The organism is Streptomyces sp. NPDC006487, from assembly GCF_042870555.1.
GTDB lineage: Bacteria > Actinomycetota > Actinomycetes > Streptomycetales > Streptomycetaceae > Streptomyces.
Map to the genome: position 1 here is coordinate 109,892 of NZ_JBIAHN010000013.1, position 12,309 is coordinate 122,200.

Genomic DNA, 12,309 nt, shown 5'->3' on the forward strand with positions numbered 1-12,309 from the left:
CTCTCTGATGACGTAAATGCGGGCCGTGAATTACGGGTGCGTGCCGGAACGACGTCCCGGCCGCTCCCGGCTTCAGTTCTTGGCGCCGCCGCCACCGATCTGCTCGCCCAGGGAGATGAGCAGACCGGCGAGACCGGTCGCGCCACCGATGATCAGGGCCGCCAGCGCGATCATGCCGAAGCCCTGGAAGGCCTCGCGCATGCCGTCGCCGCGCTTCATCGACAGCAGCATCCGGATGCCGAGGATGAGCAGGGAGCAGATGGCCACCGTGGTGCCGATGCCCAGGAGGATCTCCTGGATCTCTCCGAACATGTCCTTGAGGGTGGTAGCCGCCAGGTACATGGCGAGGTCCTTTCACTTGGGTGCGCGGGACGGGATACGTCGATGGATCGCGGGTCGGGTCGGGACGGTCGGGAAGGTCAGGGCGTTTTGCCCGGACCGGGGGTGCCGTCGCCGGCGGCCGGGGCGCTCTCCTCGGGCACCGGCGAGGCGGGCACGCCCGCTCCGGCGTCCGCGGTGCCGCCCGTCGGGTCGAGGACGCCGCCACGGATGTCCTTGATGAACCAGCCCTGGGCGGTGTTCACCACGGTCAGCCGGTACGAGCGCTGCACGGTCGGGCCGGGGTTCCCCTTCGACCCGGAGGCCTCGGCACCGCCCCAGACGACCGTCACCCGGGCCTGTACGGCCTGACTCGGCCCGTACTGGACGGTCTTGCCGCTCTCACTGCCTGCCGGCGCGAGCGCGACGACCTCCCGGACGTCGGGCGAGGCGAGCGCCCCGGCCAGGCCCGAGATCGCCGCCAGGGACGCGTCGGTGGTCGTGAACCGGGTCAGCCCCGTCGCGTCGGAAGCCGCCCAGGCCTTGAAGTAACCGGGCAGGACCTGTGACTTGAGCTGGTCGGAGAGCGGCCGGTCGACGACCTCCTCGTCCTGCTTGACGACGGGAACGCTGCCGCGCGAAGGCAGCGGCATCTCGCCCAGGTTGCCCGCGACGCGCAGCCCCGTCCCGGTGGCCAGGTCCTTCACGTACACCGGCACGGAGACTCGGGTGGTGCGACCGTTGGACAGCTTGACCTGGATGCTCAGGTAGCGCCCGTTCTCCCCGTACTCGGGGAGCTCCTCGACGGTCCCGTCCCACTTGGCCTGGCGCACGGTCTGGCTGCCCTGACCGCTCACACCACAGTCACGGTCCACACCTGACGAGGCGTAGCGGCTCAGTGCGTCGCGGCGCTTGTCGGCCGACTGCGCGGAGTACGTCATGCACAGCGTCACGTACTCCTCGGCGAAGGTCGCCGCCGCCTGCGTCGGGAACGCGGTCAGCCGGTACCGCTGCACGTCCTCGTCGTCCAGGGCGGCGCTCTGCACCGCGACGGACGACTTGCCGATGACCAGGCCCGCGACACCGCAGGAACCCAGCGCGAAGGCGCACGTGGTGATCAGGAGGGTCGCACGGAGGGCCACATGGGTGCGCCGGCCCTGGGCCGGCAGCCGCCCACCCGGGCGCGGCACGTCGAAGCCCGCGCCGGCTCCGGCGCGCACCCGGGCCTGGGCCTGGGCCTGCGGCGAAGTGGCGCCCGCGGTCCCAGCGGCCGGACCGGGCCCGGCAGCCGTCGGCGAACCCGTCGACGGCGCCGGCACGGATGCGGGTGCAGACGCGGAAGCGGAGCCCTTGCCGCCGCGCCCCTGCTTGCGGTTCTCGCGCTCGGCCTTCTTCTGCTCGTACGCGGCCTTGCGCTCCGCCCGCTTCGCGTCCTGGGCGGCCTTGCGCTGGTCCTTCTTCGAGCCCCCGGCCGGAGGGTTCACGCGCGGCGGCAGGACCGGTACGGCGGCCTCGCCCGGCGGTACGGTCCCGGGCCGGGCGGCGCGCACCCAGGCGGCGGCCAACTGCGCCCGCGCGGCATCCGAGGGCTGCTGCATCGGCGCGGCGGCGCTGTCCGGCTGGCCGTACGGATTGGGTCCCTGATGGGGAAACTGCTGTGCCTGTGCCTGCTGCGCCTGCTGCCCTGCGGGGCCGAACTGCCCCTGCTGCCCGGAAGGCTGGCCCCCGCCGACCCCGCCAGCAGAGCTGTTGTGGTCCGTCATCGAGTCCGTCTCTCCCACGCGTCCGATCCCCCTCCGCCGTCGACCGCCCGGCGGGCCCCTGGTGAGGCCAGGTGCGCACGGCAGTGTGGCAAACCGCGGGACCATCCCCTCTCCCCTTTTCCCCGCCGGGAAAAGACGAGGAAAGCCGGGGAAGACTTCGGGGAATCCTCGTGAGGAAATCCCGGGCCCCACAGGGACCGCGCTCCCGGCGCTCGGCCAGAATGACGGGTTGCGTCCGGGTGACGGGCGCTGAACCGTCCCCGATCGTGCGAAGGACGAGAGTTGAGCGACCACAACGCCCTCCCTCAGCAGAACGTGTCCCCTGCGCCGGCGCCCGCCGACGGAACGTTCGCCCCCGTTCCCCCCGTTCCCCCCGTGACCGAAGCCCAGGAAGCCTGGATCGACGGCTACGAGCCCGGCAACCCCTGGCAGTCGAAGCTCTGCCTGCAAACCCCGTACGGCACGGTCGCCTATCCCCTCACGCCGCACACGATGCCCGAGCTCCTGGAGGGGCTGGTCATGGTGGCGCAGGCCCAGCAGGGGACGACCGGCATACCCGACACGGACGAGGAAGAGGCGGCCGACGGCCCCGACGGCGACCGGCAGGACCCGGCCCACGGCACCAGCATCCACGAAGGCCGCGCGGCCCGGATGACCGGCTGGACCGTGGTCCACGAGCTGTGGGAGCGGGAGGACCCGACGATCCGCTTCATCATGGGTGCGGTGGTGGTCGGGCTGCTGATCCTCGGGATCGTCCTGTCCTGACCCTCTGCCACGATGCCCCCAGGTGTACCGAGCGAGGAGCTGACGAGGATGCTGACGGAGACGTCGGGCCGCAGTGCCCAGGACCTGGCCGCCGAGCTGGAAGGCCTGCGCGACGTGGACTGGGCCTCCGTGTGGGAGGGCCCGCCGCAGGGTGGCTCGTCGGAGTGCCGCGAGTGGTGCGCGAGGTACGGCTGGGAACCGCAGACGGCCGACCGCAACCTGGTCGTGAGCACCCCCGGCGGGGGCAGGTGGACCCTGGAGTCGAATTCCAACTGGCATCCGGTCTATCGCCTCACCCACTGGGCTTGGCGCACCAAGGTCGACGAGGCATCCGAGAACCCCGGCCTCCTCTCCCACGCGTCCAAGGAGTGGCCGGCATTCCTGAAGGCGGCCGAGGACGTGCTGGGACCGGCGGCCTGGAGCGGCCCGTGGGACGCGCAGGACTTCCCGGAACCGCCGGAGCCGGACTTCTGGCCCGACGGCGGATATCGCGTCAAGACCCGGACCCCGTACCGGATGGCGTACTGGAACCCGACGGGAGTGAACCCCGGACAGGCCGTCATCGTCCTCAGGCAGTCCGTCTCTTTCGCGGCCTGGACCACGGACACACCGGGCAGCGCGCAGATCCGGCTGAGCGTGCACGCCCCTGAGGGCTCACGGAGGCACATGTGAGGCCCGATGCTCCTGCGACCCCTCAGGAGATAGCCAGGGCGATCGCCTTCCAGCAGGAGCATGCCGCGGCGGAGCCCCGCACCATGGAGGCCGGGCTCGAACTGGCAGGGCGGATCTTCAGTGACTGCCAGTCGGCTCAGGCGGGCCGCTCCCGACTGGATCTGCCGGCTTTCGTCAAAGACCTCTCGGAGAACACGTCCGTCACCAATGAGGAACGGGGTCCCGACCGGGCGTTCTGGTCCTACGAGTCCCAGCCCGAGGGAGCCGACGGCCCCGTACCGCACCGCTTTCTGGCGCGGGCATTCGGAGAGTCACGCGGTCTTCAGGTACTGGAGGACACTCCGGCGGGGCACCAGTTGAACTCGTACTTCCTGGGCAACGCCAACGTGATGGAAGCCATGGTCGAACACTTCGGCATCGATGCCGACGAACTCGGCGCCGCTCACGGCAAGGCGTGGGACACGCTCTCTGCCAGGTATGCCGAGGCGACCGAAGGCCTGGTCATCGCCTTGGCCGCGGACATCACCGAGGACTCGGTACTCGGCAAGACCGAGATGCCGGCGCTGCTCGAGAACTCCAAGGTCGGCAAGGAAGGCATCAAGTTCGCGACACCGATGCCCCGCCATGAGCACATTCCCGCCGGGATCGATGCGCTGCTGGCGGACGACCCCGTCCGCTGCCAGCTGCGCAAGGAGGACTACGACCCCGAGAAGTCCCCGAAGGACCTCGCCGCGAAGCTCGCCGCCATCGACGTCCCCGACAACCAGCGGATGGCACACGAAGCCGCGATGTGGCAGCTGGCCTCGGCCAACACCTACCCCGAACTGTCCGCCCGTACCGCCGCGAAGCAGTCCCTTCAGGCAGCTCAGACAGCTCAGACAGCGCAGACGGGCAACGCGTTCCTGCCCGGCATGGGCGGCCGACCCGCCGCCCGCGCGACGGCCCCCCGCGGCCCCACCGGCCACGGTGTGATCAACCCGGCGGCCGCACTCCCGTCCGTCGCACCGGCGCAGTCCGGCGTCGAGCGCTAACCGTCCAACCCCGTGCGAGAGGCACCTCACTTGAACAGCGAACATGAGCGGATCGCCCGGGACGTGGCGGAGAAGGCGGTCTTCTTCGCCACGACCAAAGCCTGGGACGGCATGCACATGAAGCTGACGCTCTTCCTGGCCGGAGCCCGTTCGGCCCATGAGGAGAGTCAGCGCTCCAGGCAACTGGAGGACTGGCAGTGGCGCGCGGCGGCCGCCCGCGAGAGCGGCGACACGGCAGCCTGCCAGGCGGTCGAGGCCGAACTCCGCGAGCTGGTGCTGGCCGAGCTGCGACGCCGGGACGACGCTCTGGCCCAGCTGTGCGAGGCGTTCCCCCTCCTTGCCGCCGACCAGCAGGGCGCACAACAGGGCGCCCAGCCGGACACACCACAGGGCGAGCAGACGCCGGCCGACGGCGAGGTGGAGTTCTACTTCGCCGACGTCTTCGTCTTCGTCTCCGACTACCTCGCCCAAATGGTGCGGCGCCGCCTGAACGGAGCGTCCGCCACCTGGTGTCCGCGCTGGTGGGAGCACCCCGAGGCCGGCGCCCGGCTTTCCGCGCTCTGGCTGGCCTGGGAACACCTGCGTCACGACCCGGCGCTGGGCATGTCCACCTGGTGGCTCCACCACGCCGACCCGCACCTGCGGGTGCTGCTGGATCCGGACATGGGCCCGTTCGCGTCCTGTTCGCCGAAGGACGGGCACACGGCCTATCCCTTCGATCCACTGCCCGTCGATCCGTACGACCCCGGGGCCTCGTCCGTCTGAGCGGGATCGGTGAAGAGTCCCGCCGGTCTCTTCACCGATTCCCCGCACGGACTTCGCCGACTCGACCCACCCCGAACGCCCTGTTCTTTCCTCGCCTTTTCCCCGCCTTTCCTCGCGAGGAAAAGGCGAGCGCCATTGCACGTCCCTCCCCCTACCGTGTCCGGGCGACCTGACTGAGGGAGGCCCGGGACGGTGGAGTCACCTGCCGAGAACAAGCGAAGTGCGGCACTGGCCCTGGTGGTGATGGGTCTTCTGCTGATCGGCGCCCTGGTGGTGTTCACCGTCTTCGATGGAGAGGCCGACGCCAAGGACCCGTCCGACGGCAAGCCCGCCGCGACGGCCGAACAGGACACGAACACCGGCGCGACCGGCGGCGGGAGTTCCGGCGTGCAGCCGACGGGCGCCTCCGGCGCCGTACCGCCCATCGTCACGCCGGAGGAACTGGCCGAGGCCCACCAGGCGATGGCCGCCTACATGGCCGGCCTGGGCACGTACAAGTACACCGATCAGACCGGCACCTGGGCGCAGCCGCTGCTGGAGCTGACCGTCGCCGACGATCAGATGACCCGGCAGACCGCGCTTCCCACGGGCAAGGACTGGGCCACCTGCCGGGCCGCCCGCTGCACCTCCGTGGGCAAGGCGACCGTGGTCCGCGACGCGCTGATCGCGGACGACCTCGCCCGCGGCAGCGGCCGGATGGTGTCCAGCGTGGTCTCGCTGACCTCGGTCCGTTCCGAGAACGGCAAGCAGACCCGCACGGAGAACAACTCCTGGCTGGTCAGCTCCCGCAAGGACGGCGGGAAGTGGAAGGTCTCCGCGTTCGATCTGCACGGTCTCGGCAACGTGGGCGCATCCGACAAATCGGGGGAGTGACGCGCGATGGTGGCTCCTGCCGTACTGGCAGCCGCATCGAAGGCCGCCAAGGTGGCCAAAACCGCAAAGATGGCCGCCCAGTTGGCGGGAGGCCAGGGGGGCGGCAACGGCGGTGGCAAGAAGGGCGGCGGCGGCAAGTGGCTGCTGATCGCCGGCGCCGGCAGCCTGCTGCCGATCGGCGGTGCGGGCTTCCTCGCCGTCGTCATGATCAGCGGCCTGCTGGGGGGCATCGGCAGCGGCGCCGCGCAGGCGGCCTGCGGCAACTACGGTGAGAACGCGGGCGGTGGCAACACCGGCGACCAGGCGGCCACCAACCCGATCATGCCCGCCGGCAAGGTCTACATGCCCAGCGAGACGGCCCGCAACGAGATACCCCCGCGGATGATCCTGGCCGCGATGCGGGCCGCGGCCCGCTACGAGGGGCTCGACTGGACGCTGATCGTCGGGCAGATGTACCAGGAGACCAAGTTCGGCCAGGACCCGTCCGCCGCGCCGGGAGGCAAGAACAGCGCGGGCTACATGGGCCTGCTCCAGTTCGGCAACGATGCCTGGACGGACTACGGCGCCGACGGGAACGGCGACGGCACCAAGGACCTCTACAACATCGACGACGCGTCCTTCGCCGCCGCCAACTTCCTGCACGCGAAGAAGGCCGAGACGCAGCCCTGGGACGCCCTGCTGTCCTACTCGGGCTCGACCAAGGACAACACCATCTACCCCCGGGTGGTCCTCACGCAGGCGGCCCGCTACCGCGGCAACCTCACCGGTGAGAAGAGCCTGATCGAGGGCTGGTACGCCCACTTGAAGACGACCGTCGAGAAGAACCCCAACTTCCCCACGCTCGGCCGGCATTCGGACATCCCCGAGCCGGTCGGCAACGACGCCCAGCCGAACGAGGCGCTGAGCATCGTCGCGTCCCCGCCCCGCTCCTGGTCCACCCCGCCCTACGGCGGCGACGCGCCGGCGAGTCAGGGCACGGCGGGCAGCATGGAGCCGGTCGCGTTCTCGCGTCCGCTGATCCGGCCGGCCGCTCCCCCGCCCCCGGACGGCAAGAACTGGCAGTGGCCGATGAAGGAAGGCACCTACAAGGTCGGCACCCAGTACCACGCGAGCGGCCCCCACTGGAGCCTCGGCTACCACACGGGGCTCGACCTGGTCGCCGACAGCGGCGTCCCGATCTACGCCCCTGCCGACGGCAAGGTGATCAAGGCGGGCAACGGCGGCTCGTACGGCAACGAGACCAACATCGAGCACGCGAACGGCGTCGTCACCCTGTACGCGCACCAGACCACCATCTCGGTCTCGGTGGGCAGCACCGTCAAGCGCGGCGACCAGATCGGCACGGTCGGCGCCACCGGCAACGTCACCGGCCCGCACCTGCACTGGGAGGTGCGGATACCGGGCGTCGACAACCCCTTCGTCCCCGGCCAGGACAACGGCCCCGGCATGATCGACCCCCAGGGCTGGCTGCAGGGCAAGATCTCGGGCGACCCCGACTACGGCACCGTTCCCGGCGGCGACGGCAAGGGCAAGGACGCCTCGCACGCCGAATGCGCCGCGAACGGCAAGGGCACCGGCGTTCCCCCGGACGGTGCCGGCGTGACCGGCGTACTGCCGCAGGCCAACGACCCGGTGGTGCGCGCGGCGCTCCGCTGGGCCCAGCGCGGCATCGGCCAGCCGTACGTCTGGGGCGCCCCACGGCTCCAGGGCGACAACCCGGTGTCCTTCGACTGCTCCAGCTACACGCAGTGGATCTACTACCAGGCCAGCGGCGGCAAGATCGACGTCGGTGCGACCACCTACGTGCAGGAGGACCGGCTCCGTGCGTACAAGATCGACCTGAGCCAGGCGCAGCCCGGCGACCTGATCTTCTTCAACCCCAGCAGGAGGGGTTCCGAGCACGTGGGCATCGTGTGGGACCCGGCCGGCAAGAAGATCCTCCACGCCCCGCGCCCCGGCAAGAACGTCGAGTTCAGCACCTGGGACGTGCAGGACCCGATCACCGCCGTGTACCGGGTACCGATCCCTCCGGGCACCGATCCCGCCGAGGCCGGTAACGATGAACATGCCTAGAGCAGAAGCACGTTGCCCGGAGCGGAAGGGCGGCGCCGTCGGCGCCACCCTCTCCCCGTGCGACGGCATCCCGGAATTCACCAGCAACGGATACGGGATCCTCCGGGACGGGAAAGGCCTCGTCGTCTTCCGTGCCGCGCCCGCTCCTGCGGAAGGAAAGACCTGACCATGACCGCCCAACAGCAGAAGAAGCCGCGCTCCGACGAGGACTGGACGATCGAGATCGTCGTGCTCGTCGGCTCGGTCCTGCTCCTCCTCTGCGGAGCGTGGCTCGCCGCCCTCGCCGGTGCCTCCTTCGAGGGTGAACCGGACCCGCCGGGCAACCCCTTCTCCTTCGCCGTGTCCTTGGTCAAGGGCGACTACACGTGGCCGGGCGGTGCGGCGAACGCCGTCGCGGCCGGCGAGGCGCTCCTCCTCGCCGGCGCCGGCGTCGCCGTGTACCGGATCCGCCAGCGCATGCGCAACAAGCCCGACGTCGACGGCGCGGCCCGCCACCTCGCCCAGGGCGAGGAGCTCGGAAAGCTCACCATGAAGGGCGCCGCCGCGACCGCCGAGCGACTCGGCGTGCAGAGCAGCGTGCCCGGCGTCTTCATCGGCCGCTCCCTGCGGGGACGGCAGCCGTTGTTCGGCTCCTTCGAGGACATGCACATCGACATCTGGGGCCCGCGCACCGGCAAGACGACCCGGCGCGCCATCCCCGCGATCCTCGACGCCCCCGGCGCGGTGCTCGTCACCTCCAACAAGCGGGACATCGTCGACGCGACCCGCGGCCCCCGCGAAGCGCGCGGTCCGGTGTGGGTCTTCGACCCGCAGCAGGTGGCCCAGGAGCCGCCCGCATGGTGGTGGAATCCGCTGTCGTACGTGACCGACGTCGCCAAGGCCCGCAAGCTGGCCGACCACTTCGCGTCGGGCTCGCGGGACGCCGACGCCTCCACGGACGCGTTCTTCGACCCGGCGGGACAGGACCTGCTGGCCAACCTCCTGCTCGCGGCGGCCACGGCCAAGTCCTCGATCACGCAGATCTACACCTGGCTGGCCAACCCGAAGGACGACACCCCCGAGCGCATCCTGCGCGGCGCGGGACAGATCATGCCGGCCGACGCCCTGGCCGGCGTGATCACCGCCCCCGACAAGCAGCGCAGCGGCATCTACGGCGTCGCCCAGCAGATGGCGTCCTGCCTCATCAACCCCGAGGTCAACCGGTGGGTGACGCCGGCCTCCGCCGCCGACGACCGTCCGGAGTTCGACCCCCGCGAGTTCGTCCGCAGCGACTCCACCCTCTACTCGCTCTCCCGCGAGGGCAGCGACTCGGCGGGCCCGCTGGTGACCGCCCTGACCGTGGCCGTCGTCGAGGCCGCCGAGGAGTACGCCACGACCCAGCGCGGCGGCCGGCTGGCGCGCCCGCTGGTCGGCGTCCTGGACGAGGCGGCGAACGTCTGCCGCTGGCGCGCCCTGCCCGACCTCTACTCGCACTACGGATCACGCGGCATCATCCTGATGACGATCCTCCAGTCCTGGGCCCAGGGCATCGAGGTGTGGGGCGAGCGCGGCATGGAGAAGCTCTGGTCCGCCGCGAACGTACGGGTCTACGGCGGCGGCGTCTCCGACACCCGCTTCCTCGGCGACCTGTCCGAGCTGGCGGGCGAGTACGAACTGCGCGAGTTCACCACGACCCGCGAATCGGAGACCGGCGGCTGGTCCGGCAACCGCACCATGAACGAGTCCGTACGCCGCGACCGCGTCCTGAAGGTCTCTGACCTCGGCGCGATGCCCCCCGGCCGGGCCCTCGTCCTGGCCTCCGGCACCAAGCCGGTCCTGGTGGAAACGATCCCCTGGTGGGAAGGCCCGTACGCCCGCGCGGTCAAGGCCTCCCTCACCAAACACGACCCGGGCGCCCGCCCCTAACCCCACACGACACCCCAACCGGACGGCCACGACGGGCCGTCCGGCCCAGCCCGCAAGGTCATCCTTGCGGGCCAGGGGCCGTACCACGGAACCCTGTTTCCCCAGGTCAGCCGGGCCCGCCCCGTCCCCTGCGTGCCACCGATCCACCCCGCGCCACCCGTCCACTCACCCGGCGCCCCTCGCACGAACCCACCATCCAGGAACGCCGGTTACGGGTGGCCGGCATGCCAATCCGCTGATCACCCTTCACAGCGGACTGCCCCGCCGGGCAGAACCTCGGGCCGACGACGGGCGTTCCGTTCGGCAGACGCATTCCGCCGGAAGGGGACACCGATGGGCAAGCTCTTCACAGCCCGGATCATTGCCGCTCTCGCCACAGCGGCCACGCTGATCGGCTTACCGCCCGCCGAGGCGCACGCCGGCGCCATCGGCTCAACGCCCGTCACCGGCTTCGACTACCAAGTCGGCGGCGTCACCATGAAGGTTCCCACGGGTTGCATGTTCACCCATATCGTCCGCGGCGACGGCAAGGCGACGGCAAGAAGATCACTTACCAGAACGCCGGCGTCGACTGCGGGTTCGTCGGCGCCCTCAACGCCGGCTTCTGCAACTGGCGCATCGACTTCACCTACGCGGACACCGACAACAAGACCTACCGCACCTCCCGCGGCACGACGCACCGAGTGCGAGATCCACCCGATGCGTGACAACGCGCCCCAGACGCTGCCCCGCTACGGCAGGGCATGCGCACACCTCCACGTCAACGGCGTGCGCCGGGTCAGCCAGTGCCACCACATCACGAAGTGAGCCGCACATGACCACCGAGCCACCCCCCGAAGCCCCCGACCGGGAAGCCGAACGCCGCCGCGCCGGCATCGCGGCCTTCCTCGCCGCCACCGCCGGATCCTTCGCCTTCTTCGCCTTCTTCCCCGGCCTCCCGCACGTCATCGACTGGGGCGCGATCATCGCCTCCCTCGCCGTCGGCGGGCTCGCCCGCTGGGCCTGGCTCAAGCGACTCACACAGAAGCATCCGAGCCTCAAATAGCCCGGGCATGTGGTCGAGGGTCGAGGGCCTCGGCCCGATCCCAGAAATAGCAAGAGCTCCAGGTCAGTCAGTTGCGGGCACGGCCCCGCGTGCCACCCCATCCACCTCATGCCAACCAGTCCGCTCACGCATCGATCTCGCAAGTGGGGCTGACCCTCGGCCGACGACAACGCGCCGAAGGGCGGCGGGCACTCAGCAATGAGGTCAGATCTGGCCGAGGTCGAACTCCACCGGGAAGGGAGCCGATACCTTGACGACACCGGTGAACACGTCCCCGTTTCGGTAGGCCCTGGTCGCGGGGTCGAGAACATAGGTGTACACCAAGGGGACACCGGTCGCGGCCTGCTCGACCCGCCAGTAGAAGGCGATGCCGGCCTTGGCATACTGGTCCGTTTTCACGATCCGATCGGTTGTCTCCGATCCCGGTGAGACAACCTCTACGACCAGCAGCACGTGCTCGGGACGAGTGGGCGTGATGTCGATCGTGTCCGCGCGGTACACAACGACATCCGGACGACGATTGGTGAGCGGGACGTCCTGAAGTCGGACGTCGAAGTCGGTATCGGCGTTCCAGTCCGGCCCGGCGGCTGCCTCCAAGACGTTCGCCAAGATCCGAGCGAGTCGATTGTGGCGCTTGGACGCACTGGGACTCACCACAACCATCCCGTCCACGACCTCGATCCCCGCACACTGCTCCTCGGACCAGGAGTCGTACCGCTCCGCCGTGATCTGCTCGTGCATCCACGCAGGGGCTGCCGTCTCGGCAGTCATGACGCACCTCCCGGAGACCATGCGAGCGGGCCCGATCCCGCCGAGTTCAGCGTACTGTCTCAGCTCGGCCGGCACTCTGGACGCCGGTACAGCTGACAGAGACGGCGCCCTCCGGACTCTCGTCCGGCCCAGGGGCCGGCAGGTCCAGGAGAGGACCGCGATCGAGTACCAGGGCCGAGGGGGACAAGGCTCGCATGCCGGCCAAGAGGCCCGGGGACGCCGGGAAGGCCGCCCGCAAGGTCGGACAGCCGCGCTGCTCACGCACTGGCTCTCGAACCCCGACCGACAGCATGCACTGGCGGACCCTGAAAATAGCAAAACCCCCAGG

At 70.3% G+C, this 12,309-nt stretch carries 12 protein-coding genes; 9 read left to right on the plus strand and 3 right to left on the minus strand.

From position 1 onward, the window contains the following. Positions 1-72: 72 nt before the first annotated feature. Together ACFYM0_RS23645 and ACFYM0_RS23650 are read right to left on the minus strand one after the other, a co-directional pair. A complete protein-coding gene (locus ACFYM0_RS23645) occupies positions 73-342 on the minus strand; it encodes a hypothetical protein (RefSeq protein ID WP_388504477.1) in 270 nt (89 codons plus the stop codon). Between the two features lie 77 nt (positions 343-419). Further along, on the minus strand, positions 420-2,099 hold the full coding sequence (locus tag ACFYM0_RS23650; RefSeq protein WP_388504479.1) for a conjugal transfer protein: 1,680 nt from the start codon (positions 2,097-2,099) through the stop codon (positions 420-422). A gap of 357 nt (positions 2,100-2,456) precedes the next feature. Between ACFYM0_RS23650 and ACFYM0_RS23655 the strand changes: the two genes are divergently transcribed. From ACFYM0_RS23655 to ACFYM0_RS23695, 9 genes are all read left to right on the plus strand, one after another. After that, the gene (locus ACFYM0_RS23655; RefSeq protein WP_388504482.1) at positions 2,457-2,846 is read left to right on the plus strand and encodes a hypothetical protein; all 390 of its coding nucleotides are present in this window, start codon (positions 2,457-2,459) and stop codon (positions 2,844-2,846) included. Positions 2,847-2,894: 48 nt separating this feature from the next. Continuing rightward, on the plus strand, positions 2,895-3,518 hold the full coding sequence (locus ACFYM0_RS23660; RefSeq protein ID WP_388504484.1) for a hypothetical protein: 624 nt from the start codon (positions 2,895-2,897) through the stop codon (positions 3,516-3,518). Beyond that, positions 3,515-4,549, plus strand: a complete 1,035-nt coding sequence (locus ACFYM0_RS23665) for a hypothetical protein (RefSeq protein WP_388504486.1) — start codon at positions 3,515-3,517, stop codon at positions 4,547-4,549. Before ACFYM0_RS23660 ends, ACFYM0_RS23665 begins: the two co-directional genes overlap by 4 nt. A 30-nt stretch (positions 4,550-4,579) precedes the next feature. Beyond that, entirely contained in the window at positions 4,580-5,314 is a 735-nt protein-coding gene (locus ACFYM0_RS23670; RefSeq protein WP_388504489.1) for a DUF4913 domain-containing protein, read from the plus strand. A 192-nt stretch (positions 5,315-5,506) separates the two neighbouring features. Beyond that, a complete protein-coding gene (locus ACFYM0_RS23675) occupies positions 5,507-6,187 on the plus strand; it encodes a hypothetical protein (protein WP_388504492.1) in 681 nt (226 codons plus the stop codon). Between the two features lie 6 nt (positions 6,188-6,193). Then, positions 6,194-8,260 (plus strand): peptidoglycan DD-metalloendopeptidase family protein, encoded by a 2,067-nt coding sequence (locus ACFYM0_RS23680; RefSeq protein WP_388504495.1) that lies wholly within the window; start codon positions 6,194-6,196, stop codon positions 8,258-8,260. Between the two features lie 168 nt (positions 8,261-8,428). After that, positions 8,429-10,165 (plus strand): type IV secretory system conjugative DNA transfer family protein, encoded by a 1,737-nt coding sequence (locus ACFYM0_RS23685; protein ID WP_388504497.1) that lies wholly within the window; start codon positions 8,429-8,431, stop codon positions 10,163-10,165. A 333-nt stretch (positions 10,166-10,498) separates the two neighbouring features. Beyond that, positions 10,499-10,972: a hypothetical protein gene (locus ACFYM0_RS23690; RefSeq protein WP_388504500.1), complete on the plus strand. Its 474-nt coding sequence runs from the start codon at positions 10,499-10,501 to the stop codon at positions 10,970-10,972. Positions 10,973-10,979: 7 nt separating this feature from the next. Next, complete coding sequence (locus ACFYM0_RS23695) at positions 10,980-11,210, plus strand: hypothetical protein (RefSeq protein WP_388504503.1); 231 nt, start codon at positions 10,980-10,982, stop codon at positions 11,208-11,210. A 204-nt stretch (positions 11,211-11,414) separates the two neighbouring features. Here ACFYM0_RS23695 and ACFYM0_RS23700 read toward each other — a convergent pair whose 3' ends face one another. After that, positions 11,415-11,981 (minus strand): Uma2 family endonuclease, encoded by a 567-nt coding sequence (locus tag ACFYM0_RS23700; RefSeq protein ID WP_388504506.1) that lies wholly within the window; start codon positions 11,979-11,981, stop codon positions 11,415-11,417. Positions 11,982-12,309 lie beyond the last annotated feature (328 nt).